Origin of the sequence: Bacillus sp. Xin1, from assembly GCF_013314535.1 — a bacterium.
In the GTDB taxonomy this organism is placed as follows: domain Bacteria; phylum Bacillota; class Bacilli; order Bacillales; family Bacillaceae_G; genus Bacillus_A.
This window is the reverse complement of record NZ_JABUAE010000011.1, coordinates 1-24,993: the sequence shown is the minus strand read 5'-3', so window position 1 is coordinate 24,993 and position 24,993 is coordinate 1. Positions and strand designations below refer to the sequence as shown.

22 protein-coding genes and 3 pseudogenes are annotated in these 24,993 nt (G+C 36.9%); 2 read left to right on the top strand and 23 right to left on the bottom strand.

The window, feature by feature from the left end; all coding sequences use genetic code 11:
* Positions 1 to 22: 22 nt before the first annotated feature.
* Positions 23 to 1,285: a TROVE domain-containing protein gene (locus HRG09_RS12350; protein WP_254610063.1), complete on the bottom strand. Its 1,263-nt coding sequence runs from the start codon at positions 1,283 to 1,285 to the stop codon at positions 23 to 25.
* Positions 1,286 to 2,258: 973 nt separating this feature from the next.
* Here HRG09_RS12350 and HRG09_RS12345 point away from each other — a divergent pair.
* Positions 2,259 to 2,687 (top strand): hypothetical protein, encoded by a 429-nt coding sequence (locus tag HRG09_RS12345; RefSeq protein WP_174101082.1) that lies wholly within the window; start codon positions 2,259 to 2,261, stop codon positions 2,685 to 2,687.
* A gap of 329 nt (positions 2,688 to 3,016) precedes the next feature.
* Here the strand turns inward: HRG09_RS12345 and HRG09_RS12340 are convergent, their stop codons facing one another.
* The 6 genes from HRG09_RS12340 to HRG09_RS12315 are packed head-to-tail and all read right to left on the bottom strand — an operon-like array spanning position 3,017 to position 12,799.
* Complete coding sequence (locus tag HRG09_RS12340) at positions 3,017 to 3,295, bottom strand: hypothetical protein (protein WP_174101081.1); 279 nt, start codon at positions 3,293 to 3,295, stop codon at positions 3,017 to 3,019.
* Positions 3,267 to 4,904: a hypothetical protein gene (locus HRG09_RS12335; RefSeq protein ID WP_174101080.1), complete on the bottom strand. Its 1,638-nt coding sequence runs from the start codon at positions 4,902 to 4,904 to the stop codon at positions 3,267 to 3,269. Before HRG09_RS12335 ends, HRG09_RS12340 begins: the two co-directional genes overlap by 29 nt.
* Positions 4,880 to 5,986, bottom strand: coding sequence for a VWA domain-containing protein (locus HRG09_RS12330; RefSeq protein ID WP_174101079.1), 1,107 nt, complete (start codon positions 5,984 to 5,986; stop codon positions 4,880 to 4,882). The genes HRG09_RS12335 and HRG09_RS12330 overlap by 25 nt, the downstream gene beginning before the upstream one ends.
* Positions 5,976 to 8,282 (bottom strand): DUF5682 family protein, encoded by a 2,307-nt coding sequence (locus HRG09_RS12325; protein ID WP_174101078.1) that lies wholly within the window; start codon positions 8,280 to 8,282, stop codon positions 5,976 to 5,978. The genes HRG09_RS12330 and HRG09_RS12325 overlap by 11 nt, the downstream gene beginning before the upstream one ends.
* Positions 8,243 to 9,349, bottom strand: coding sequence for an ATP-binding protein (locus HRG09_RS12320; RefSeq protein ID WP_174101077.1), 1,107 nt, complete (start codon positions 9,347 to 9,349; stop codon positions 8,243 to 8,245). The genes HRG09_RS12325 and HRG09_RS12320 overlap by 40 nt, the downstream gene beginning before the upstream one ends.
* A 15-nt stretch (positions 9,350 to 9,364) precedes the next feature.
* On the bottom strand, positions 9,365 to 12,799 hold the full coding sequence (locus HRG09_RS12315) for a DUF4132 domain-containing protein (protein ID WP_174101076.1): 3,435 nt from the start codon (positions 12,797 to 12,799) through the stop codon (positions 9,365 to 9,367).
* Positions 12,800 to 13,341: 542 nt separating this feature from the next.
* On the opposite strand from HRG09_RS12315, the gene HRG09_RS12310 reads away from it, so the two are divergent.
* Positions 13,342 to 13,881, top strand: a complete 540-nt coding sequence (locus HRG09_RS12310) for an STM3941 family protein (RefSeq protein ID WP_174101075.1) — start codon at positions 13,342 to 13,344, stop codon at positions 13,879 to 13,881.
* Between the two features lie 128 nt (positions 13,882 to 14,009).
* On the opposite strand, the gene HRG09_RS12305 is transcribed toward HRG09_RS12310, so the two are convergent.
* The 16 genes and pseudogenes from HRG09_RS12305 to HRG09_RS12225 form a co-directional block, all read right to left on the bottom strand.
* On the bottom strand, positions 14,010 to 14,981 hold the full coding sequence (locus tag HRG09_RS12305) for a DUF3994 domain-containing protein (RefSeq protein WP_174101074.1): 972 nt from the start codon (positions 14,979 to 14,981) through the stop codon (positions 14,010 to 14,012).
* A 50-nt stretch (positions 14,982 to 15,031) separates the two neighbouring features.
* Positions 15,032 to 15,223 (bottom strand): hypothetical protein, encoded by a 192-nt coding sequence (locus tag HRG09_RS12300; RefSeq protein WP_174101073.1) that lies wholly within the window; start codon positions 15,221 to 15,223, stop codon positions 15,032 to 15,034.
* Positions 15,224 to 15,374: 151 nt separating this feature from the next.
* Complete coding sequence (locus tag HRG09_RS28890; RefSeq protein ID WP_254610072.1) at positions 15,375 to 15,452, bottom strand: hypothetical protein; 78 nt, start codon at positions 15,450 to 15,452, stop codon at positions 15,375 to 15,377.
* A 561-nt stretch (positions 15,453 to 16,013) separates the two neighbouring features.
* Positions 16,014 to 16,469, bottom strand: a complete 456-nt coding sequence (locus HRG09_RS12290) for an SMI1/KNR4 family protein (protein WP_174101072.1) — start codon at positions 16,467 to 16,469, stop codon at positions 16,014 to 16,016.
* Positions 16,470 to 16,487: 18 nt separating this feature from the next.
* Entirely contained in the window at positions 16,488 to 16,928 is a 441-nt protein-coding gene (locus HRG09_RS12285; protein WP_174101071.1) for an SMI1/KNR4 family protein, read from the bottom strand.
* Positions 16,925 to 17,074, bottom strand: a pseudogene (locus HRG09_RS29660) (HNH endonuclease); the annotation flags it as partial. The pseudogene HRG09_RS29660 and the gene HRG09_RS12285, both read right to left, overlap by 4 nt.
* Positions 17,075 to 17,292: 218 nt before the next feature.
* Complete coding sequence (locus tag HRG09_RS12275) at positions 17,293 to 17,760, bottom strand: DUF6985 domain-containing protein (protein WP_025148811.1); 468 nt, start codon at positions 17,758 to 17,760, stop codon at positions 17,293 to 17,295.
* 15 nt (positions 17,761 to 17,775) lie between these two features.
* A complete protein-coding gene (locus HRG09_RS12270; protein WP_217448018.1) occupies positions 17,776 to 18,564 on the bottom strand; it encodes an HNH endonuclease in 789 nt (262 codons plus the stop codon).
* A gap of 171 nt (positions 18,565 to 18,735) precedes the next feature.
* Positions 18,736 to 19,224 (bottom strand): SMI1/KNR4 family protein, encoded by a 489-nt coding sequence (locus HRG09_RS12260; RefSeq protein ID WP_174101069.1) that lies wholly within the window; start codon positions 19,222 to 19,224, stop codon positions 18,736 to 18,738.
* Positions 19,221 to 19,532, bottom strand: a pseudogene (locus HRG09_RS29380) (HNH endonuclease); the annotation flags it as partial. The gene HRG09_RS12260 and the pseudogene HRG09_RS29380, both read right to left, overlap by 4 nt.
* Before the next feature lie 127 nt (positions 19,533 to 19,659).
* On the bottom strand, positions 19,660 to 20,373 hold the full coding sequence (locus tag HRG09_RS12250) for a pentapeptide repeat-containing protein (RefSeq protein ID WP_174101068.1): 714 nt from the start codon (positions 20,371 to 20,373) through the stop codon (positions 19,660 to 19,662).
* Positions 20,374 to 20,392: 19 nt separating this feature from the next.
* Positions 20,393 to 21,172, bottom strand: coding sequence for a hypothetical protein (locus HRG09_RS12245; protein ID WP_174101067.1), 780 nt, complete (start codon positions 21,170 to 21,172; stop codon positions 20,393 to 20,395).
* Positions 21,173 to 21,222: 50 nt separating this feature from the next.
* Positions 21,223 to 21,993, bottom strand: a complete 771-nt coding sequence (locus HRG09_RS28615; protein WP_254610062.1) for an ADP-ribosyltransferase — start codon at positions 21,991 to 21,993, stop codon at positions 21,223 to 21,225.
* 472 nt (positions 21,994 to 22,465) lie between these two features.
* On the bottom strand, positions 22,466 to 22,975 hold the full coding sequence (locus HRG09_RS12235) for a cytoplasmic protein (protein ID WP_174101066.1): 510 nt from the start codon (positions 22,973 to 22,975) through the stop codon (positions 22,466 to 22,468).
* Positions 22,972 to 23,757 carry an AHH domain-containing protein gene (locus HRG09_RS28610; protein ID WP_217448017.1) on the bottom strand — a complete coding sequence of 262 codons (786 nt, stop codon included), beginning with the start codon at positions 23,755 to 23,757 and terminating at the stop codon, positions 22,972 to 22,974. The genes HRG09_RS12235 and HRG09_RS28610 overlap by 4 nt, the downstream gene beginning before the upstream one ends.
* Positions 23,758 to 24,349: 592 nt before the next feature.
* Positions 24,350 to 24,583, bottom strand: a pseudogene (locus tag HRG09_RS12225) (T6SS immunity protein Tdi1 domain-containing protein); the annotation flags it as partial.
* Between the last annotated feature and the right edge of the window lie 410 nt (positions 24,584 to 24,993).

Below are 24,993 nucleotides of genomic sequence, written 5' to 3'. Positions count from 1 at the left end.
GATATGTTTCAAGAAGAATTTGTTAAGAATTGTCTCCATACCTATCGTACACTTGCTCATCAGAGAAGACAAGAATGCGGTCAACTTTGATTTTGTTATCTAATAAATATTTGATAGAAAGATGTAAGTTTGTTCCATATCCATGTTTATTAACTTCTGATAAAAATGTGTTCATGTTCTCTAAAATACCAGAACGGGTAGAAACATTTATCGCTTTGAAATCAGTTGCGAATACAGATGTAACAGAATTATCACAGAAGGAGTGTGCCATTGCCATCATTAGTGTAGCAATATCTGCACATTTAACAGTCCCATCTTTCGAAACAGGATAACATGTCATAGAGCCCGAGATATCTGCTGTCATAAATGTTTTTCCTGATAACCTCGGCATGTTTGTAACAGATGCTTCAATTGCGTCATTCAATACATCTAATAATTCGCTTCCTGCTTGTGGTAATTTTTCTTGCACAACACGATATGCTGAAAAAAAGCGAAATGGTAATTGTTTTGATTTTTTTACTCGCTCAGGATCGCGAAGAATGTTATATACTGTATCAATATTTGATGCACCTGAATTTACGATATTGCGGAGGTTACGAAGTAAGACCATATACCCCACTTTACCGCTATCAATTAATTCTTCCCATACTTCTTTTTTGTTTCCTTTTTGAGAAAGCTGTGTTTCCCATGTGTATGGTACTTGCAGTGTGTTTTCTAACAAACGTTTATAAAGTTCATAACGTTCTGTTCCTTTCTTGGCAGATGGGCTTACTAAACGGAATACATCTTTCAATGTAACGTCTTTTCCTGTGCGATTGTATTTTGCTAATTGATATTCATCAAATGTAGAAAAGGCTTCTGCTAACCCTTTTTTCAAAGAGTTTGGAATTGGATGTTTCCGACCATATACGCCTAATTGATACGCCATCATTTCTGTGACATCATCCGGACGCTGCACAATACGAGAAACTGTTTGACGAGCATATTTACGACCTTCAGGATGGTTTGCGAGTTCCACTGCTAATACATGTGTAACAGAACGCATGTAGAACACTTCACGTGCATAGACTGCTAAACTTGCAACAAATTTAGGATCTCTGTCCATGATTTGTTTTGCAATAGTAACTAATTCTTCGCTGTTGTCGCCATAAAATTTTGGCTCATTAAAAAAAGATGTTAATACCATGGTAACTAATTTATCTTTATCATACATTTTATAAGCTGTTCCGCCCTCTTTTGTATACGTTTGACGGCTTCCTTGAGAAGAATGATTAAACTTTGACATTATTATCTACCCCCCAGATGTTTTTTTGACACTACTGATTGGAATGTAAATAAAAAAGGCAACGTATATACGTTGCTCTTTTCACTCATTCCTACACTTAAGAAATATTCGAAACAGGAACTTTTAAACTACTTGACTAATTTACTTACTACCTGAGTTCAGACGAAGGAGAAACAGGAGTCGCCCCTCCAATACAGTCCCTATATGACGAAGTAACCTCTATCTTAATGTTATGAATCAAAGAAAAGTATGAACTCGGTGCGAACCTTCTCACATAGATGAGAATTGGACCTATAGCGTGTAACAAGTATGAGCGATCTACACTGCACCTGTTATATGTAATGTTTAAAAATTTGGGAGATACGCGAAAAGGCTCATTACGTCGCTCTACCACTGAGCTACCTCCCAAATTTGGGAAGGTGGGAGTCGAACTCACGACCTACGGCTTACAAGGCGAAGAAATCCTTCTCTACACTGCCCAAATCTATTAAATATGAATTATTAAAAAGGGAGATAGGCGGAAAGACTCAATATGTTGCTCTACCAAACTGAGCTACTTCCCTGATGTTTATAAAACATCAGGGAAGGCAAGGATTCGAACCTGCGACCTACCGCGTGACAGGCGAAGAAATTCTTTCCTACACTGCCCTTTTCTTTTTGTTACTTATTGATTTCATTATACTCGTTAATCAAATTTTTGGCAATTATTAGTACTTTTTAAAGATTTTATCCTTTTTATCTATTGATCTTAAAGCTTCTATATTTCACAATTTCATTCAATTAGATTGTATGAAAATAATGTGTTAGACTAACTAGCATATATACAATTTTATACAGAAACCCCCAACAAAAATGTATCCATTCTTGCATAAAAAGTTTTCTAAGTTTTCATTCTTGATCAATATGGTATATATTATTATTCTTTTGAAATAGATTGATTGTTTACAAGACAAGAAGCTAGGAGATGTTACATATGAAATATTTTGTAATAGAAGATGATGAATTATCAAATTGTGGTGAAGAGACAATATATGTTTTTGAACATAGCAAAGGAAAAAGCAGTTACGACATGATTAAAACCTTGGAAGATTTTGCAGCAAGATGCCAATTCATTGAACGAAGAAATATGCATTGGTTTTGGTATAAAGGAAAACACGTTGAAGATATGCCTATGTGGGAATTCGAAAAAAAATTTAGGGCTGAACAAGAAGAACTGAAAACAATATCCCAAGAAGAATTCACAGAATTGAGAAACAGATATGCCCCCCTTATTAAACCTATCGAGTTCCCTATTGAAGGAATCAGAATTGCTTATGCTTATGAACCAGAATGGAATGATGAATTTTTTATTATGGAAACGGAAGAAAGTTATTTTGCCGTATATTGGTTTACAACGGCTTAATAATCGTTTTTATAACAAATCAACAGATTTCTTATCCGAAAGGACTTTCGATAAATACTGATTAGGTGTTTAGAAAGTTTCTTCAAAGTCAAGGTGTCTAGGCTTGGGTATTCCGACTACTTGTCCTCCACTGCTAATATGATGATGAATAAAGCGAAACTGTAATGAGTGGGGGATTCTTCATTCCCCACTCATTATTAGTTGAACCATTCGGGCTTTTACGGGCAGTTCCTCTCCTACCTATCTTCCTCGCGCCTCTCTAAATCTTGAGGTGGGAATCTTATTGCCCGTTAATACGGGATAAATTAAATCCCTACCCAATTACATCTTTATAAATGCAGCATTTCAGCCTTTACAACTTGAATATATTCCTGTAACTTACAAAATGCTTCTGTCAGTTTGCTTGTTTCTTCTTTGTGAAGAAAGCGGGCTTTGTTTCGTTCTTCCTCTATGACAAATAGCTGTGCGGCAGCATAAGAAAGACCGTACTTTTCGCATTCTCGTTTTATATCATGGAACAAAGAAAGTGGTATAGTCCCCGCTCCTGAAACAAGCATCTCATCTAGAACTTGCTCTAATTCATCGATTATGCGTACTAACTCTATCATAGAACGTTACCCCTTCATTAAGTGTAATATTTAAAATCTCTTCTGCTTCTGTATATAAAATAATAGGTGTAACTACGAGCTTTGTTCCTTCCTGATAAGGATGAACGAGCATTCTCTTTACATGCAACGAGTCCAAATATATTTTTACAAGTCGAATCATCCGCTCATTTTCTGGTCGTTTCATCATTTGCATTTGCAACACTTTACCATTCTTATCGATAAGAGGTAGGATCCATTTTTGTTCTTGCTTCTGAAATTCCCATTCTCCTATTTCAGCAACTTCGATACAAAAGACTCCTTGTTTATTTGCCTCTAACCTGTGCTCTTTTACTTTTTTTAGTAGTTCTTCCCATGAGGTTAAAAAGAGAAATTGCCACTCTGCCACATTTGTTTTTCCTTCCACTTCTCCTACTGTCTGTGAGCTAGATGACAATTGAAAATCAGCGTTAAGTTTTGCCTGCTTCAACCCGAAAGATGAACGAGATAGTTCGTATCCTTTCCCTGCAATCGCCCATGGTGCTTGCCTTTCATGGAGTTCTTCAGAAGTTGTGCTGCTCCCTTCATAAAACATAGGGCGCGACTGCGTGTATGTGATCCACTTTTCCTGTTCTCGGTTATAGAAATAATACGTCACACCAACATAACCGGACTTCGTTTGCCAGCCGGATGCACCAAAAGCATGCAAAGTAAGTGGTGGAACTTCATAATATTCCGAACGAAACGGACTTTCTTGCAGATGGTGGCGCCCTAGCAACAAAATGTGTTCATAAATCGCGGACAGCGTTTGCCGATAGGATTCCATTTGAAAAGATGCATGTTTCATCCGGTATAGCCTAATATCGGCCCCAAGCTTACGAAATAAATTTTCTAGCTTTGCTAGTTTCAAAGAACGGGCTTTTACAGAAAGTTGTTCTATTTCATAGATTGTATTTTCGGTAAGCCGCGTTAATCCAAAGTGAACAACTTGCTCAATCATCTCTTTGAAAATAGATAGCTTATCCGTCGCAATGATAAGAGGTTGCATCTGTTTCGTGTCATGCGAAATTCCTTTCTCTTTTTGATACCAGTATACCGCTTCCGCCTTATGCCGGCATATTCCCTCTGCTTTACACGTACAGATCGCATCCGCTACCGATTCAGCTGTCAGAAAGCGAACCGTTATATCCTCTTCTAGGAAGGACGCAATTAAAGCACCCTCTTCTTCTAAAACAAACTTTTGCTGAAATGTTTCGCGGAACATCATTTCAGCCCACATTTTTTCGGAGACAATATTGCGAACGTCCACATTCAAAAGGGCAGAGAAATCAACTTTTATATTCTCTTCACCTTCGTACATCTTCTTTGCTTCTAATAGAGCCATAATGACATACTTACAAATCGAACGGGCTTCACACGTGCAAGAGTAACTGCGTATATCACCCGTAAACGTTACAGTAATTCCATCATCAAGATGTATTTGCGCTGCCCCCTCTTCTACGTCCATTTTGACATTTGTTGCGGCAGCCAAATCCTTCATTGCTCTCTTATATGTTCCTTTGTTGGACATGGCAATTAAATATGTTTCATCAATAGAGGAAAGAACATTTAAGAAATGATTGTTGCGATCCATTGTGCCAACCTCCCTGGTGTTAATGCTGCTACATGAGCACCGAGCGCCGCCATTTTTTTAGCTGCCTGTTTATCATAAAAAGGCTGTGCAGTCGGATCAAGAGAAGTAAGCACAATCAATTTTGCTCCTGATTCTACAATCTTCATCGCTTCTCTGTACATTTCATTGTAACTGCCACCTTCATATAAATCCGTTACAAGCACGACAATTGTTTTATGAGGCATCTCGATTTTATTCGTTGCGTAGCGCAGTGCCTGAGCAATATATGTTCCTCCCCCAAGCTGTACACTCATAAGTGTTTCCACCGGGTCATCAATACGATCCGTTAAATCAACAACAGCTGTATCAAAGATGAACAAATCTGTCTTAATCGTCGATAAGCTTGCAAAAATGCCAGCCATAACTGCACTATGAATAACAGAATCAATCATACTTCCACTCTCGTCTACTGCGAGAATCACACGCCATGGGCTAACGTACTTCGTCGCAGCATAGAAGTACGGTTTTTCAATATGAATGGTGTTCGTTTCCTTGTCAAAATGCTTCAAGTTCTTTCGAATCGTTTTCTTAAAATCAAAGTTGCGCATCGTGCGCACGCGACTAGAGCGATTTCGATCCGGTCTACCGCTTAAAGCATGCTTCACTTCTTGCTCTAAATTACGACGTAACTCCTCGGCAACTTTCGCTACAATACGCTTAGCTGTATCCAATACATCCGGTTTTACATAATCTTTAAATTGTAAAATGCATTTTAATAAATTCATATTCGGCTCCATTTTTTCAAGCGTTTGTTTATCTTGTAATAGAGCCGTTAATTCATACTTCTCTAGCGCATGATTTTCCATAATTTCAATTGTTTCTTGCGGAAATAACTCCCGCACTTTCGAAACCCAAGTAGGCACTGTTAACTGAGAGGGATCCAGCGACCCGCCACGTTCCTCTCCGCGTTCCCGTTCGTATAAAAACTCCAGCACCTCATCCATTTCTCTGTATGCATGGTTTTCTTCCTGAAATGTGATTTGGTCATCCGCATATTTTCCAAGGACAAGACGCCAGCGATTTAAAGAAATGTTATTCTCCATCTTCTAGCCCCCGTCTCATTAAAATCTCACGTGCCTTCCGATCTAACTGCATTGCATACGCCAGCACATCTTCTGAAATTGCTTCTCCTTTTATCACTTCTTCTGTGGCACCATATAACCTGGCAACCTGTCTAGCAATCGTATCAACCTCAAGCGGCGTGAATTGGCTGAACAAGAGGCGCAAATGCGGCAACACTTGTAAAAATGTCTCTTCATCAAGTACTTCTAGAACATGGGACATTCCATCAAGCAGTGACTCGTTATATAAAAAGATATCTTTTGCGCCAGCAAACAAACCACTCAAAAATATCGGGGCTTGTTTTTGCATATCGCCACTTCCATAAAAATATCCTTCTGCCACTTGCATGACCTCATCGATTTTCCGCTTCCCTAAAGAAGTTAACAGCCCAAATACCGCTCCCTCTACTTGGCTTTCTCGTTTTTCCTTTTGCAAATAAAGCTCCAGCGCTTCAATAAATTGCTGGTCTGCAGACTGCATTGTGTATAAATCGATAAGCTTTTCCGCAATAATTGCTGGTTCGCCTCCATCTAAAACAGAAAATAACGAAAGTGCTTTATGTCTAGCATGATTCGCTTGCTGATTTGCTTTTTCTATTTGTGATAAATAGTAAGCACAATCTGCCATTGAAGCAAAATCTCCATCCTCTTGCACGGCTTTATCTATAAATTGAGTGTACAGGGAAAAATCGGAAAACAAACCACTTAAGTAGGCTTCTAGCAATAAAAGGGCCACCTCTCCAGCCCGTCCCTTTGCCTTGTGCAGCTTTGCTCTTAGCATTTCCTGTGCGGCTTCCCTCACCGTTCCGCCATACACAGATAAATCAATCAGAGCACTTTCCACTTGTGCTGAAAAACGATATTTCCAAGTTTCACGCATAAGATTGATGTTCTGCTTTCTCGCAAGATTAGGACCGTGCAACTTCTCACAAAACGGAACTCCTAAAAAAGTGAGGCAATGAAAGAATTGACTTAAACGCTGGTGTCGTTCTTTCTTATATATGTCAAGAATCGTCTCATGTGGTACAGTAGAACGCGCTGGAAGACGAAATGAACGAACAGAAGCACGAAAATCATGTACGAGCGGCGGTACATCCGCTTCTTTTGACAATTTTCCGCGCTTTGTCCCTTGCAAACTCTTCTGAAGCAGCGTTAAAGGCTTATCTACCGAGAATATCTCACCTTTCACGAATGTACTGCTCACTGCATCCATCAGTTCATACAATCCAGGTTGCATCTTTCCGCGCAGCAGCGCAAGTTCACGTATCATTCGCGCAGCCTCAATCTCATCTGCCATTGATATTCCTTCTGCCTTTAGCTGCGGAGCAATTCGTATCATAAATTGCTCAGCTACCGCTTCATCCCTGTTCTCCCAAATATGTTGGTAGAAAGCAGGTGCAGGCATACCACTCTCATAACCATGCGTCTGATCACTTTCCAAAAAGGAATACGGCATAAGATAGTTTTTTGCATATGTTTTAGACAATGGACTTTTGGGCAGTTTTTTCTGTTTTCCTTCCAATTCGAGAAGCCCTTTCACATGAAAGCCTCCAGTAATAACGAGCACCTTGTCATACACTTTACGTGCTTTTTCAATTTCCTTTGCCATATGTATCTCTCTGGCTGCGCATCCGTCTTCTGTCAGCATCTCCTGCGTGTAGTCCACGCGCGTATAATAGCAATAATGAAAGAGCTGACGGACAAACTCCTCACTTGTCATATGAAAGCCTTGCAACTCAAAGTATTTCTCCCAAAACTCATGGAAGTTTCGGCACCCCGTTTTTTCCGAAAGCATACGGACATATTGACTATGCCGAAAGTATTGTTCGTCATACTTCCCATGCTCTTCCTCATTTTTCGCTAAAAACAAATATTCTTTATAAGGAAGATCAATAAATGAAACAGGAATGCTTTTTGCAGCTCCTTCCCGCAGCGCAACAAGTTCCGGTGAATAGTCGAGAAAGGGATAGTACGCACGGTACTTTCCACTCTCTCCTCTTTCAAGCACATCCGTTTTATCATCATAACTGCAATATATACAAATCGGAGCCTCACTTTCTGCACTCACAATATGCGGAATAAGAGGGTTGCAATCTATCGGTCCTTCTATAAGAATCGCATCCGGTTTATATAATGCAACGATTTTTTGTACATGAAAAGAGCACGCAGGACTATGATGGCGAATCGGCACATATACGACGTTGTGATCTAAATTGTAAGCTCTTTGAAACCATGCATTTACTTCAGCTGATTGCGAGCTTCGAAAAACGACTTCCATACCTCTCCTCCTACTTGCCCTCGCGCCCTAACGATGCTTGTAAAGTAACTGCGCAGCTTTTCTAAATCATCCTTGTTTTCTTTCGCAATTGTGCCCGATAAATACCGAACAAGCGCATCCATTTTCACTTGTCCGCTTCCATAATAGTACGCATCCATTGCACTTTGATAATATACAGATACAGCTTCTGCAGTACTCATTACAGAAGATGGCTGATCAATTCGTTTTCCTTCAGCAGTTACGCCTTCCCGTAGTTCATGAAAAACAGTCGCTAACAGCTGAACAACCGCCCTATCCACTTCTGGCGTGATGCCCGACGCTCCTAATAACCGCGTTACTTGTGACTCTATTATTTTTGCTTCAAGCTTTACATCCTTAATTGGATGCACCGTTTCAAAATTAAAACGACGCTTCAATGCACTACTCATTTCATTCACACCGCGATCGCGCGTGTTGGCCGTGGCAATAATATTGAACCCAGGCTTTGCCGTAAGAATTCCTTGCTCTCCAAACTCCGGAATATTCAGCACCTTATCGCTCAGAACACTGATTAATGAATCCTGCACTTCCTGCGGGCAGCGCGTCAATTCTTCAAATCTAGTTAATATCCCTTGTTCCATCCCAACGAAGAGAGGCCCTGGCACAAGCGCCTCTCTTACAGGTCCTTTCGCAAGTAGAAGTGCATAGTTCCACGAATACTTAATCGTGTCTTCCATCGTAGCAGCTGTTCCTTGCACAGTATTGCGACTATTTCTGCATATTGCGGCAGAAAGTAGCTCACTCAGCATCGTCTTTGCTGTTCCTGGCTCTCCAATTAACATAAGTCCGCGATTCCCTGCTAATGTAACAATCGCACGTTCCACAAGCGCATCATTCCCATAAAACTTACGACTAATCTCCACTTCTTTTCCTTCCCAGAGAAGCGGTTCTTTTTGTCCGATAATAAACGTACGAACGGCACGCGGTGACAATCGCCAGTTAGATGGTTTTGGAAACAGATCATTCGCTTCTAACGCATTCAATTCTATTTCATATAATTCTTCCATTAATGGTTTAATAGACTGCATATGTCATTTCCTTTCTTATCGCTTACTGCGCCAGTTTTCATCACGGCCAAGGTTCGATTCTGTTGCCCATTTTATATCATATAAAATTTCACTGAAAAAGCGTTCCGATACTTGTTTTGGTAAAACGCGTCTCTCATGATCAATTTCGTCGTAATCATATGAACCGCGGCTCACCGTTCCTGCTTTGTAAAATTGAATTTCAAATACGCACACATCTTCCTCACCTTCATATCCAACCGGTGCCCCTTCAAACGCAAGCTCCGCTCCTAATCCAGCGCGAGTATCTTCTTTATAGAATGTATAATATACACCGGCATCTTGAACTGATCCACGACTCCATCCGTACTTCGTCATCTTACCAAACAGTGAACGGCCATTCATCTCAATACCAGCAAACCTCTCCACAGTAACTTCCTCATTTTCCTCAACCTGAAATACTTCACGGTCAATTTGCGGAAATGGCTGAGTCACCTCATAATCATCTAGCTGTTCCTTCCATAATTCCCGTTCCTCTTCGGACAATTCTAGCGGATGAATTAAACCAATAACGGTATCTGGTGTAAGCTCATGCTCTTCTTCATCAATTGTATTAAACGTGCCATCCTCCATATAACGGAACATCGCAAGCAACTTTCCTTCCTTATACTCACCCCAAATAAGCGAGATAGCAAACTGCTGCATAATTGGATTTTCCACAAACAGAGACTGCCATGTATATTGTGACCAATAGCGATTAAGAGAAAGCGCTGTTTCAAGACGCTGCGTTTGCATCGTAATCATAGTCCGGAGCTGTTTCTTTATAGAGGATAACTCCGCCTTAGCCTCCTCTGCTTTTTCCGCATCATCTTTTGCATTTGGTTTTGGAAGCGACTTCAGTCGTTTTCCTTCTTCCGTCTTTAACTCAATCTTCAAATTTGGAGTTAAATAAGCAGTAAACGTTCTATTGCCATAATCAATTGTTTTTTCACCGCGTTTATTAAAACCAAGGTCTGGAACAAGCTGATCTTCTAATTCTTCTTCTGTTATACCACGCGTTTTCGCAGCGAGACTCAGCGCTTCTTTCGCAGCATTACGCACTTGCTTATGTTTATACTTAAATGCCATCGCATGAATAGACATAAGCCCAATGTGCGACTTAGACAACGCTAGCGCCTGAACAGCCGCAGCAGCAATCGCTCCGCGCATACCAAGTGCCCACTCATCAATCTGCTTTTTAAGTTGCATCACCATCTCATCATCACTGTAAATGCCATACAGCGAAAGAATGCCGCGTTTCTTCGATTCCGCGCCTTGCGAAACCCAAAGCTGGTAAATTGCTTGTATATTTTCTTTCAAGTCTTGTTCGTTAAGAGCGGCGCTTATCACTTCTGCCACTTCCTTCTTCTCAATAACAGAATCTGATACGTACTGCTGAAAATATGCAAGAGGAATCATTGCATCTGCAATCGCTTCAGAATCACGAAGGCGGATTTGTGGTTCAAATCCGAGCCACTGCACAAGTGCATTCCTTTTTTGCGGCGTTAAAATACGCGCGCAAAGAGCTTCAATATTACCTGATGCTCCTTCTAAGTCCCCATCATCAAGCAATGGAGCAAATTTCTCCATCAAAGAAGCATTTTTCTTTTCTTGTAATGCTTCCTGTACAAGCTTTGTATATTTGTCAGTTTTATAATATAAAAGTGTTTGCATTACATTTTCGCGTACAACTTTCTTTCTATGATTCAATTCCTTTGCTACATCTTCTGCAGCTTCCATATCTTTTGTAAGAAGTGCAACTGCAGCGGTACGTACTTTTTTAGAAGAATCCCCAAGGCTTTGAATAAGAAGATCACGTGTCTGAACGGCGTTATCCTTTGCCAACTCATCCAAAATAAAAATTCGTTCATCTGCAGAATACTCCGCGAATTTCTCCGTTACATATGTCCGTTCTTTTACAAACAAACGAACGAGTGCTTCCGTCGCCTTATCTCGCTTCTCACTATGCCCGAAAGCTTGTTCAATGGAATAAGAAACGAGCTTCTCCATCGATAAACCGTAGGAAAGCAGATCTTCTAGCATCTGTTCTGATGAGTTCTCCATCGCAGCATACCGCTGCAGAAGTTCGTATAAACTATAGTGATAGCTGTAATTTCTCCCAAGTTGAAGCGTAAGAGCTGCTTCTCTCTTTGCCACTTCCTCTATATCCCAAAGTAATGCAATTTCTAAAACCGGCATTCTCCAGTAATTATTTCTAAACTTCGAACTTTCGAACCATCGCTTCATATCCTCAAATGATACATTTCCTAATAAATAGTCACGATATGTACCACGTATGTCAGATGATTTCGTTTGAAGTACAACCGTTAAAAACTCTTCACGTACTCTATTTTTATGTAGCTCGTACCCTTTTTCCGCTAAAAGCATTGATACAAAAAGGTAATGACTTTGACTTACATATTGCAGTGTACGTTGCACAAATTCTGGTTGTTCTTCCACCATTCGAAGCAACAATTGATATTCATATACGCGATCAAAATCAACAACACCTAACTGATGCTGCGCAAGGCGATATGCGAAAAATCTTTCCTCTGAAATACCGAATTGCTCACACAAATCTCGAGTTGTTTCATACAATTGTGCATAAAAACTTTTTGTTTTTTTGTAATTTCCGGACTGTTCAAGAGTATGGCTGACATGTGAAATTGCATAATTCATAAAATTTTTAACAGAGCATTTCACTAACAATTCCATATATCTTCTTGCAACATCCGAATGCGTATATAAACGAAAAATTTGCTGCCAAGTAAAATCAGGTAAAGACCCACCAGCAAACACCTTACTAACAGATTCACCTCGAACGTACCTTTTGGCTGCTTCAACCTTCTCTTCTGCTCCGCTTAACCTCAATATATACTCCGCTTGCTCTTGCAATTCATCTTCCAGTAAAGAACGATAAGGTAGAAATCTCTCATAATCTGCATCTAACATAACGAGAAGTAAAAGTAATTTTTGCTGTCCTGTTATAACTTGTAACTGCTCTTCTATATACTTCGGATTCTCCTTTATTAATTCTCTAAGAAAAACATCCGCTTCATTTACAGAACGCGAAAGATTCGTTAAATACTTACAAGCAAATACTACAAGTCTATCGAATGAAAGACCGCTTTTTTCGAAATAAACCTTTATATCAGGAAAACTCATATATGAAAAACGCACGAGAAGAACATTCAGCAGTTGATCCTCGAGCAAATGATAAAATAACCGAAAAAACACTGGATCTTGCTTATATGTTTTCCTAAAATCATTCATAAACTGCCAAGCAAAATCACTACGCTTATTTTCACGAATCGTCGTTTGTTCTATATGCTTTAAAACTTCTTCATCTCTCGTCTGCAAGTAACGTAATGCTAATTCTTCTTGTTCCCCTGTTATATTAAGGTGTTGAAACAACTGATATGTACTGACTGCCATCTTCTCGGCCTCCCTGTTCATCACTACAACTTGTAGGTAGTTACATCATATAATTATGATAACACTCATTTTTGCATATATCTGAAATTTCCATTTTGAAAATACGGAATATATTTACATTATTAGTATATCATATCACCCCGAAAACGAACATACGTTTCTTTTAAAACTTTATATTTATTTAAAACAATTTTTGAAAATTTGGTTTAGAGATAAAGTGAAACTTTAATCAGCAGGGATTTTCTTCATCCCTCACTGATTACTAGCCCTCACCAATCGGGCTTTTACGGACAATTTATCTCCCGCCTAACTTCTTTGTTTTCGCCGAATTTTGAGGTGTGAGTATTACTACTACCCGTTAATGCGGGATAAACAAAGTAAGCGCTGAGCGTTTTCATGATATGATATACAAGTACCAATTTTCGAGAAAATATATTGAAGTATGGATTGACAAATATCAACTAACACATTTGAAAGAATAATTATTAGTGGTGTTTGTACATACCAAGACATGAGAGATTGTTAGAAAATGGAGGAATCATATGAAGAAATATGAGATTTATGAATCAAAGATAAAAGTAGTTGGATTATTTCTGTTGACTTTATTTGTTGAATTGTTGTTTCTTATTATTGTCATGTCTACACTTTCATCTCAGGAGCCTAATTTCATCGTTGGATTTTTATTTGGAGCTCTTGCATTCGTTGTACTCATTGTCCTTTGGAAAGTTATAAAAAAAATGATTACGAGAAAACCAGCTATTATTTTAGAACCGGAATATATTACAATCATTAACAACCCAAAATACCCAGTAAAAATTGCTTTAGAGGATGTATACGGTGTTTTACCTTATGCAATCCAAGGGCAAAAATATTTAGGAGTTATAATGGAAGATGATGTTGAAGATCGATATATCGCCTCTATACCCTCAAAAGGACAAAGGCTGTATCGCGTTAATAAACGTGCTGGATTTATACCATTTAATATTCATATGAATTTATTGAAAATCGATGAAGAAGCATTACTTGAGAAGTTAGATGAGTATGATATAAGCTTTTTAATTCCTGAAGATGAAGCGAAATAATATAACAAAAGATTAATTTAGGTATAAGAAAAAAAGAACATCTCGATGAAAAAAGATGTTCTTTTTCTATTTATTTTGTTCTGCCGCGTTCCATTAAATTTTACAAAGTAACCTAATCCTTACTTATTTTAGTTTTGTTTCACATAATTAGTTGTATTAAATGACTTATCATTGAATAATTGCAAGTTCTTTCTATCATAGTTTTGAACTTTATACGCTATGTCTTTATGGATAACTTCTGCTTCTACTCCGTTTGACATTTGCTTTGTGATATGTAGGTTTAATGTTAAAGAATTCTTATCATATTCCCACGTACCTTCTATATGGTTAGTCTTCCTCGGATACTCACCTACATTGTAAACTTCAAAAGTTTTAGGACTTCCACCTTTTAAAATAAATGCTGGTTTAAATCCGTCTGAAGTCTGTACTCCCCAGTTACCAATTAATTCAGTACCATCTATTACGTTCTTCTGTACCGCATCATAGTCGATTCCGGCTTTCTTATCTAAGTCTTTAATATCTTTAACCGATACTGTACCATCACCGACTTTTGTATTCTTATCTTTAAGTGAGTTAATTGCTTTATACCAGTATTCTTCACCTTGTTTCAGAATCTTCTCTGACTCTTCAATCATTTCTTTGTCAGTCTTTTCGCCTTTTTCTCTAGTTGATTTTCTAGTAAACACTTCTTCTACTATTTTGGAGGACTCTCTAAAGTAACCAGTCGCTTTTTCAAGGTTTTTCTGTTCTTCTATATACTCTTTAGGTGGGTCTATAGATTCAATCTTATCTAATACCCCATTTATTTCTTTTATTGAATCTAATACGTCTGATTTCTTTTTCTTGCCGTCAAAGAGTTCTCTTATTGTATCATTATGCTTCTTAAATGTAGTATCAAACTCTTCAACTAGTCCAACTACTCTAGTTGTGTAATCTTCTTTTGATACCTTCTCTTTCTTAACAGAAGACTTCTTTTCCTCTGCTTTAGCGGGTTTAGCTTCTTCTGTCTTTGTTTCCTTAGATTCAGTTTTATCCGATACCCCACAACCGAATAATAACATAACTGGAACTGCTACACTTACTAGTTTCTTTGCTTTCATGACTAATTTATCCCCTTTAAATTTTACTGATTAAGACCGTTTTCGTTACTTCAACCATTTAATAGTTTATTTTGCTTTTCACCAATGTTTGCTGCCGCTTCTTTCCAGTACTTACCGCCTTCTGCAATCAATTCTAAAGAACGTTTCATCTTATCTTGATTCATGTCTTCTAAAGATTCTAATTGAAGTGTATAGGCTTCATCATATAAGTCCATTGCTTTAACTACCTTTTTTGTTTTCATTACCCATATTATTCCTATATATCGTACCATTCACCTTCTTCAACGTCAAAGTGTCTTTCCTTGAAGTCTTCATTTCTTCTATAGGGGTTTTCAAAGATTTATTAACACAATGGCTTTATGTTAACAAAAGGTGCTTTCATATTTACATGACTCATCTAATACCATCTCCCCATAATGTATTTCCACCTAAATGGCTTAAACTATGTTTCTCTTTAATCACCAATTGCATTTCCCTAGGTACTTGATGACGATGCCAAATTAATCCATCAATTCTTGGTTGATCATCACAAATTTACTCGAGTTGTAATGGGCTGAATATTTCTTTTGATATTTTCACATCTTCTATTTCCTTTTCAAGACATTGGTGCAAGGTTTAAATTGATCGGTATCCCTTGCAATTAACAAATCTTCTCTTAACTTAGTTATACACTTAACATCAGCCCCTTAAATATTTGAATCTACCATCCTTCTTTAATTATGGACATGTAAAAAAGCTAATTCCTCCTCATCGTTCAGTTGGAATAAGCCTTTGAAAGCTTAGCAAGCGTGTTTATCAAATTAGAAAGGGGTTGATTTGTTGATTGTATGTTCTTGTTGTCATGATGTAAATCCAGTCTATTTTTTCTGTACTTTACAAAGAGGTTATACGTGTTATTGGTTGAGTGATGGGTTCATTCGATACGGATAGCTTTTAATGGATTGTACAATCCGTCACTGCTCTTTTTCCACCTACTAAACCAACGGTACCTAATGTGGGTATTTTACAAATTGGTCCTCTGACAATACAATTCTATTTCTCAGAAAGTTTATTAATAAATTCCGTAAAACTAGAAGCCATTTCTCTAATAAACTTTGCTTCTAATTCCTCTTCATTTTTTATCTGATAGGTATGACAGTGATAAACACTACCTATATCGCTACCATGGATTGACATACATATAATGTTATCAGCTGGATCTTTTCCTATTGGAATAAGTCTAGAAGGCAATTTATTGCCCTTAATATAATAATCTAAAGAATTTTGTAGATTATTTTCTGTTTCCTCTGATAGTGGAAAGAACATCATAATTGATGACGTAACTACATCATCTTTCGTAGTAAATCTTCTTCTATTAGATTTACCACCATTATCTCTTAATAAGAAACTCTTATAGTCCTCTGGTAGTTCTAATCCATTAAGTCTTTCAAAGATTTCTATATCTTCGGCTTTAATTTGTTTGAAAGTATATTCAAAATTAAGATTCATAATTCATCGACCTCCGACTCATTCGTTTTCACTAAAATGCAACGAATCTATTAAATTTGTAAAAGTATTGCAAATATATTCAATTGCTTGTTCATCACACTCATCGCTATCATAAAAAACTATTGTTGGTGAGTGTTTATCATTTCTAAAATCAAAACATATTTTATTACCGAATGGATCCGTAGCAAAGGGTATTATTCCCTTTGGGATGTATGGCGAGATAATATTATAAGTAACTGTTATACTAATATGTTCATTCGTGTAGCTTAGTAAGTAATCAAAAACCCCTTCTCCTCCATCTTCAAAGAAAAATATATTCGGTATTGGATGACCACCATTATATTTCATCACACAATCTTTGTAATCTTGAGGAAAAATCACATTAAACTTCTCTTCAACTTCTGAAATTATCTGCTCGGTAATAGGGTCATGTGTACGCTCCCATTTTATTCTTCTCATGAAAACAACTCCCTAATTCGATTTGCTATATCTCTCTTTACTTTACTATTTCTTCCATTCTTTCCTCCACCCCAATATGCTCTACCTCCAGTATGTTTCGCTGCTTCATGTTCAAAGTAATCGACTAATTCCATTTTACCTTTATCTGGATGATGATGCTATGTATATATCATGACAACTACTACGTTAAAACTTACGAGTTTGTACGATTTCGTTAGTTTAATATGTATTCCATGTGTTTATATTCATCGCCCAGTAAAATGTCATCTCACCTAAGCTCGTACTTACTTTTCTAGTCTAGAATTGCACATTGTACTCCATGATGGTACAACCATCATGAGTCTGTACTTTGTAACAGCCTATTTTAAATAGCGACATCTTGATAACCTACTTCATCTACCCTTTCATTTATAAGACGAATTCCTAAACCATTTTCCTCATCCCATGAACAATCAAACGAGACCCCTACATCACGTCCATCGCGAAGGAAATCATACGGAACAGAAATACCTACTAATGTTATATGTTCTATTAATTGATCAACTGTTTCAATTAATGGGTAGTCTTCATTAAATGCAACATCATAACCAAGCTCATGCCTTTTTTGTTTATAATAATTTAAAATTGGTTGTAATATGTTATGTTGGATTTTCTCCCAATTATCCATTAATGAATTGTATGCCACATATTGACCTTCATCAAATTTACCATCATCTTCTCCTCCAATTAATAATGCTATCTCCGTGTCCTTTCCTAAAAACTTTATGGTTCTGTATCCTACCCATGTATACTGATAATCAAGTTCTCCAAAAACTTTATCATTTATTGTCATTTTATAATCTCCTTATTATTTATTTGCAAATCCTCCAGGTTCAAAAGCTCCTGCGTTTATTTCTGTTGGCACAAGTTGTATAGTAACTCCATCATTTAACTCATGCCATGTTAATTTATTTTTTACTCGGTATTTTTCTATATCTTTTGCCGTAATTCCACCAGCTTCCATTCCAAATTGGTTTGCCAATTCTGGTGAATTATTAAGCTGACCTGCTAACCTTTCATTTGCTTGCTTAAAATTATAATCTCTAGCAATATTTCCTTTAGCCCCTTTTCCACCTAGCATATAATCGATTTCCAACTGTGCCTTTGCTACAGGTGAAAAATCAGGAACTCCATTTTTATACTCAATTCCATTAATACCAGCATCACTTACGATTTTCTGTAACGTAGGATCTGGTGGTGGTTTTAGGGTGCATAAAGACTCACCTCTAACCCCTTCAAAAACAAGATTTGAATTCGTTGCTGCAGGTGTTTGCTTGAATCTTGATTCATATGTACTCGCAAATTCCTCTTGCTTGAAGGCTGGTGGAATATCAGCATCTCTATTACCCGTACCCTTAACCCCACTAGCTCCTAAACCAACATTCCCTTTCCTTTCCGCAAGCGAAGCCTCAATCCCCTGAATCTTACCATCCACAAACTTACTACTCTCTGCATGGCGCGTATTAACCCACTCAGTAACCTTCCCTGGGCCAACTTGCTTCCCTATCAATGTACCGTCTCCAGCTGCTTCAACGCCTTTGAGTGTAGCTGTTACATAATCTACACCCCCGGCCATTTTGGGGCTAAGTTGATACATTTTGTCATTTCCGAATTTCCCTGTTTTTAATCCAGCCAATTTGAAATAATCTAATTATTATTTTATCTATATGAATTTTTTATTGAAACTATTTTTATACTAAAACAAAAAGGCTATTCCATAAGCAAGTGAAACTAACTTATGGAACAGCCTTTTTATTTTGAATACCTATTAATCATGTAATTTATTTAAAAACTCAGTGAAAGTACTTGCCACATAAAATACATTTTCTCTTGCTACTTCCTCTGCTTCTTCCGCTGTAATCCCTTCACTTTCCATCAGTGCTTCTTTTTCCCATGCATCTTCATGCTCCCAGAAAACGACTATTGGATTACTTTCATGATTTTTATAATCAAAGCAAATTAAATTCCCTGCTGGATCAAAACCTATTGGTAAAAGCTCTTTAGGTAGAGTATCTTTATAATTATTATACACTTTTAAAATAAATTCCACATCATTTTTATCATATGAAAGTAATGAACCAAAAACTCTTTCTATACCTTCAACATCAAATAGATTCGGTTTTGCAACACCACCATTATTTTCTGCAGCACAATCTGCATAGTCTTTTGGTATGTCATAATTGATTTCCTTAATTATACTCAACACTTCTTCAACGGTAATCTTATAATCTACATACTCCCATTTAATTTCACTCATCTAATTCCGCCTCCCCATAATTTCTTTCCACCTAAATGATTAACACTATGCACTTCTGAATTAACTAATTGCATCTTCCCAGTAACTTGATGATGATGCCATGTCAATCCATGTATCCTTGCCTCTCCTTTTTGTATTTGCGCCAATTGCCTTGGAGTAAATGAATCTTTTGAAATCTCTCCTTTTTTTATCGCTTCACTTAAGGCATTTGTGCAGTTCTTAAATTGCTCGTCATCTTTTGCAATTAACAAATCTTTTCTTAACTTAGTTGTAAATTTAACATCATCCCCTTTAAATATTGGGAATCTACCATCCTTTTTTAATTATGGACATGTAAAAAAGCTAATTCCTCTTCATCATTCAAGTTGAAATTAGCTTTCTACGTATATCCGTATAATCAGTTTGTCAAGTTTCCTTACCGCTCGAAATAAACTTCTATATCATTTTTAATACTTGTTCCTTCACACCTTCGTCAAACTGAGCACCTTCTACATTTGCTCCCTTCCAATCTACATTGTCAAGTTTAGCGCCAGTAAAATCAGCACCCATAAAATTCGCATTACGAAGGATAGCGCCCGTTAATTCTGCATTTGTAAAATCTGCATTTCTAGCATCTACTTCCGATAAATTTGTATTTTCCAAATCTGCCTTTTCAAATTTACCATTTGTAAGATTAGCACTGCTGAAATCCGCTCCAGTGCATTGCGCTTGTTCCGCATCGATTCCTGACAAATTTGCATGGCGAAAAGTAGCATAAGTTAAAACTGTTCCAACCAGTTCTCCATCTGAAAAATCAACTTCGTTAAAACATGTTTCATAACAATAACTTATATTTACCTTTGCATATTTCATATTCGCTTTAGAAAAATCCGCTTCGCCAAACCTACAATCTGCAATATCGACTTCTACTAAATTACAGTTTCTGAAATCAGCCAACTCGAAGTCACAATCACGAAACGACACTCTCATTAATGAAGAAGCTCTTAACATAACTCGTTTTGCCATAATACGATCTGCCATTACCTCTGACAGGTCTGAAAAACTAAGATCCAAATCACTTATATCTAACTGATCTATAATCTCATCATTGCATTGAGATCTACTTAATATTTCCATGACTCTTATTCTATCATTATTTTTCTCATTCATTATTACCCTCTCCCTTCATTTAGCTTTTCAGATAGTCCTTCCAAGCAACATTTGGAGAATAGGTAACACCCATTCGATCCTCATCAAAAGTTGGTATAGCAATGACTTGACTTGATTCCAAATATTTCATTACATGTAACCAACTATCAAGTAACATATCAAGATCAGCCTCTAATGGATTATTTAAAATATCAATACAAAGGCCGCCCCAATCTAGTTCAGATACCACAGCCGGACTATTTAGTAATAATTCCTTATCAAACATTTCTAAAATATGACCACTAAAGTATATTCTGGCTCCTATCCCTAAAGGACCGTTTGGAAGAAATCTAACTGGTATAGGTAGAGATGATATATTCATCCACATATGTAAGCGTTCATGTTCGGTATTCCACGGATAGGATGGGAGCCAAAAAATATGTGCGACTCCATAACGTGGTTTCACAATTTCTGCGATTTGGTCAGATAACGCAAAAAAAGCAGACCATAATTTTTTAGGTATCGATTTATGAAACTCAAACTTCAAAAATGAACGATGGCTCCAATTCACTTCAAAGCTCCCTCTATAGTTCACCGATTTATCACGATGAAGGTAAACTTCAGATACTCTACGTTCCGTAATTACTTTTTCCAGAATTTCCTGACGATTATATTCTACTCGTACCATTTCACTGTTACCCCAATGAGTAGGAGCAAATGTTTCATTTGACTCAAATACGTCCAAAAGACGACCTAATATCTCTTCGTTGTTAAAAGATACTGTAGGATACATTACAATTGAAAAATACTTAGGTTTCATTTATATCCTCCTTAATACTAAAACATAAAGTTTTACTTAATCATTTTCGTTTATATTTTTTTCCATCTACCTCCACCAGGTAAATCTGGGTTCGCTTCCCATTTGTGAGTCACTTTACCACTATTCGGATCAGTAAAGTAAATATCACTCTTTTCACCTAAAGGCCCACTTGGTCTTGGCTTAGGAGGAATCCCATTTAAATCGGGTTTATCACTTGATATTGTCACAACATGACTTCCATTTTCAGCTTCGAGCATTTCCCTTTCAGCTCGCATTTGCCTGTCATTATGAATAGTTTGGTCTTTTTCACCCATTTTGTGTTTGTGATCATGAACCAAATCAATTTCACCCTTATCATTACGTCCAATGCTATCTGGACGCGTAAGGTGCCCTTCACTAGATGTATACGTAACAACTTCACCAGCGTTATTGTTCTCTAACTTACGATCAAGATGTTCTTCCAAGGCTATTCTTCCTTTTATCTCTTCTTCTCCCCCACGCTCTTGGCTCTTTCTAAGACGTTCATTTATAACGTCCCATTTTTTTCGATAATACTTTTCTCGTTCTGAGGTTAGTGTAATTTTATTTGAGTTTCTATTGCCACCATTCCCTATTCTCGTAGCAAGCGAAGCCTCAATCCCCCGAATCTTGCCATCCATAAACTTAGTACTCTCTGCATGGCGTGCATTAACCCAGTCGGTAACCTTTCCTGGGCCAACTTGCTTCCCTATCAATGTACCGTCTCCAGCTGCCTCAACGCCTTTGAGTGTAGCTGTTACATAATCTACACCTCCGGCCATTTTTCCGCCGAGCTGATACATTTTGTCATTTCTAGATTTTTTTATTTTTACTTACTAGTCTCATGCGTCAAGCGCAATATTTTTTTCCGTCTCACAATGATTGTACTATATTTGAATGAAGAGTAGTTTCTCCATCCCATCTATTTGCTTATACCCCAAGGTTAATTGTTATTTTAATCCTTTTTACAATTTTTCTCTACGACCGTCATACACTGTACATAGGCGTTACCAACTATAAAAGGTGGCTATAAAAATTTAATACTTGGTATACTTATAAAATTGTAATGAATCTATTAAATTCTATGCTCAAACGCAAAAAAAGCACTTGATTGTCGACAATCAAGTGCTTTAAGTTCATAAACATTCTAAATATATAGGTATCTCAAAAACGATCACATATAAAGCTACGAACATGTAAGAGTTCTTTGATTTTAATGTCATAAGAATCAACTTTTTATTATTTATTGCAATTTTGAATTATATTATTAATATTTTATTCTTTCTCAGGTAAATACACAATCATTTTCCCTTGTGGATACTCACCTTTCCATCCACAAGGCCACCCACCAAACTTATAAATCTCAAAAATTAGTTCGTAAAAATTGTTTGTTTTTCCATTTAACAAACGATTTAGCGCACACATCTCAAGATCCCTTTCTACTTCTTCAATTATGTTTATATGGTTAATTGAAATAAAATCTTGAGAATAGTTCTGATTATTAGAAAAAACTTCATATAACATGTCTTTTTGGACTTCCATATCGGGATTATAAGTTCCTTCTAATATTTTTGCACTTTCATCCGATTTAATATCATCCCAAACTACCTGAATAACATCCAAATCCTGAGACCAAGCTAATTCCTGTGCCCTATCAAAATCATGGATAATTTCAATATCGTTTAACAATGAATATAACTTTATATCTTTCCTATCAAATAAGTTTCTTTTTTGTATGTACTCGATGACTTCCTCAACTAGTTTTGTATTTTCACCATACTTCATTTATTTATCCACCTTTCCCATAGTTCTTCAGTTGCTCCACCGCCCCTATCCCAGATGGGCAAATCTTTATACGCTCCTGATTTATAAAACACTTTAAGATTTCTTATTTTTGACTTATATAATGGGATTCCTTTTTCAACAGCTTCCTTTAATTTTTGTTGTAATTCATATACTTGTTTTTCCAAGACCTCAACACTTTGATTTATATCCAAATTATTCAAGGCTTTTGTTACAACTCTATTATATACTCCATGAAAACCTCTATGTCTAGATAAGGCACTTGGATCTTCTGATGGTATCGGTAAAAATATCCCATTCTCAGCATGATCCATATCCATTCCAATTTTCTTTAATACAGGATGATTTTTTAAATTTTTAGGTATTATATGTTGAGCTTGATATCCCTTCCATGATGCAGAACGCGGAAGCCCCATGGATTCCAATAAATTTTGCCCTAATTTTGTAGAACTACCTCCTGTAGCCTTTCCAGGAGTACCAGGAATAAGCCTATTACCTTCTCCCGTACCCTTAACTCCACTAACTTCCTTACTAACTCCTGAACCAGTATTCCCTATTCTCTCCGCAAGCGAAGCCTCAAGCCCCTTAATCTCATCATTGTTTTTATTATTGCTGCCTGCATGGCGCGTATTAACCCACTCGGTAACCTTCCCTGGGCCAACTTGCTTCCCTATTAATGTACCGTCTCCAGCTGCTTCAACGCCTTTGAGTGTAGCTGTTACATAATCTACACCCCCGGCTATTTTTCCGCCGAGCTGATACATTTTGTCATTTCCGGATTTTTCTACTTTTAGGCTTGCTAGTCTCATGCGGTCAAGCGCAATATTTTTACTATCTCGCAATGATTGTACTATATTTGAATGAAAAGTACTTTCTCTATCTCATCTTTTTACTTATAATCCAAGGTTTGTTGTTACTTTGACACCTTTTACAATTTTTCTCTACTACCTTCGTATACTGGACATAGCCATTATAAACTCTAAAAGTTTAATACTTTGTGCACTTATAAAATTATGGTTCTCTTTTTAAAATTTTACGTTAAAACACAAAAAAGCACTCGTCGTCTATTGTAGACAATCAAGTGCTTTAAGTTCATTTGTTTTTAAGTAGCATTAAATTTGTAAGTTTTATCGCAACAGTATGACACCTTTTATATATCATGACAACTACTACGTTAAGACTTACGAGTCTGTACAAGTTTGTTAGTTTAATATGCATTCCATATGTTTATATTCATCTGCCAGTAAAATGTCATCTCACCTAAGCTCGTACTTCTTTTTCTATTCAATCATAGAGTATGTATTTTCAAACACTTTATATCTATAACTCTAGTTTTAACGCCATTGCATTCAGTACTTATTCAATCGGCCCCATAAATTGAGTAATTAAATAAATGTGTTCAATCAATTTAACTTTTTGCAGATTCTCTACTTTTTCTGATCCACCTAATCCAAGAAGCGGTGTGTAACCAAAACATTCATCAAATGCAAGTTCTCCATATCTATCTTTCGCTTCTTGATAAGGGTTCCAATCCAATACTCTTTCCAAAAAATAATCATCTGCTGCATTATTGAAGAAGAACTTAAATTTCAATAACTTCTGTTGGCGCTTTTTCAATAGATATAAAACTTTTTATATTTTCCATAATATTCCTCACTTTGATCCCAATTTAACATTAAGATATATCGATTTCTTTTCTTCGCCTGAAATATTCTCAGTATAATCCCTATCCATTCCATGGTACAGAACACGTAAGCCCCATGGATTCCAATTAATTCTCCCCTATTTTTGTAGAACTACTTTCCTGAACCAGCATTTCCCTTCCTCAAGTGAAACCTCAAGCCTCTTAATCCCATTATCTATAATCTTACCACTCTCTGTATGATTCTTTCTCTTCAAAATAACCCTGAGCAAACTTAAGTTTATCTTCTAATGAACATTTCACCATAAAAAACTACACCCCAATTGTTAGCTGTGTCTAACAATTGAGGTGTAGTTCA

Bases quoted from the DNA above. Each gene is read 5' to 3' on its own strand.
- HRG09_RS12285 (WP_174101071.1), bottom strand. From the start codon at position 16,928: ATGAGAAGAATAAAATGGGAGCGTACACATGACCCTATTACCGAGCAG.
- HRG09_RS12325 (WP_174101078.1), bottom strand. From the start codon at position 8,282: ATGGAAGTCGTTTTTCGAAGCTCGCAATCAGCTGAAGTAAATGCATGG.
- HRG09_RS12300 (WP_174101073.1), bottom strand. From the start codon at position 15,223: ATGAAAACAAAAAAGGTAGTTAAAGCAATGGACTTATATGATGAAGCC.
- HRG09_RS12310 (WP_174101075.1), top strand. From the start codon at position 13,342: ATGAAGAAATATGAGATTTATGAATCAAAGATAAAAGTAGTTGGATTA.
- HRG09_RS28615 (WP_254610062.1), bottom strand. From the start codon at position 21,993: ATGTATCAGCTCGGCGGAAAAATGGCCGGAGGTGTAGATTATGTAACA.
- HRG09_RS12270 (WP_217448018.1), bottom strand. From the start codon at position 18,564: ATGTATCAACTTAGCCCCAAAATGGCCGGGGGTGTAGATTATGTAACA.
- HRG09_RS28890 (WP_254610072.1), bottom strand. From the start codon at position 15,452: ATGCAATTGGTGATTAAAGAGAAACATAGTTTAAGCCATTTAGGTGGA.
- HRG09_RS12260 (WP_174101069.1), bottom strand. From the start codon at position 19,224: ATGAGTGAAATTAAATGGGAGTATGTAGATTATAAGATTACCGTTGAA.
- HRG09_RS12340 (WP_174101081.1), bottom strand. From the start codon at position 3,295: ATGATAGAGTTAGTACGCATAATCGATGAATTAGAGCAAGTTCTAGAT.
- HRG09_RS12320 (WP_174101077.1), bottom strand. From the start codon at position 9,349: ATGCAGTCTATTAAACCATTAATGGAAGAATTATATGAAATAGAATTG.
- HRG09_RS12250 (WP_174101068.1), bottom strand. From the start codon at position 20,373: ATGAATGAGAAAAATAATGATAGAATAAGAGTCATGGAAATATTAAGT.
- HRG09_RS28610 (WP_217448017.1), bottom strand. From the start codon at position 23,757: ATGTATCAGCTCGGCGGAAAAATAGCCGGGGGTGTAGATTATGTAACA.
- HRG09_RS12305 (WP_174101074.1), bottom strand. From the start codon at position 14,981: ATGAAAGCAAAGAAACTAGTAAGTGTAGCAGTTCCAGTTATGTTATTA.
- HRG09_RS12290 (WP_174101072.1), bottom strand. From the start codon at position 16,469: ATGAATCTTAATTTTGAATATACTTTCAAACAAATTAAAGCCGAAGAT.
- HRG09_RS12245 (WP_174101067.1), bottom strand. From the start codon at position 21,172: ATGAAACCTAAGTATTTTTCAATTGTAATGTATCCTACAGTATCTTTT.
- HRG09_RS12350 (WP_254610063.1), bottom strand. From the start codon at position 1,285: ATGTCAAAGTTTAATCATTCTTCTCAAGGAAGCCGTCAAACGTATACA.
- HRG09_RS12235 (WP_174101066.1), bottom strand. From the start codon at position 22,975: ATGAAGTATGGTGAAAATACAAAACTAGTTGAGGAAGTCATCGAGTAC.
- HRG09_RS12335 (WP_174101080.1), bottom strand. From the start codon at position 4,904: ATGGATCGCAACAATCATTTCTTAAATGTTCTTTCCTCTATTGATGAA.
- HRG09_RS12330 (WP_174101079.1), bottom strand. From the start codon at position 5,986: ATGGAGAATAACATTTCTTTAAATCGCTGGCGTCTTGTCCTTGGAAAA.
- HRG09_RS12275 (WP_025148811.1), bottom strand. From the start codon at position 17,760: ATGACAATAAATGATAAAGTTTTTGGAGAACTTGATTATCAGTATACA.
- HRG09_RS12345 (WP_174101082.1), top strand. From the start codon at position 2,259: ATGAAATATTTTGTAATAGAAGATGATGAATTATCAAATTGTGGTGAA.
- HRG09_RS12315 (WP_174101076.1), bottom strand. From the start codon at position 12,799: ATGGCAGTCAGTACATATCAGTTGTTTCAACACCTTAATATAACAGGG.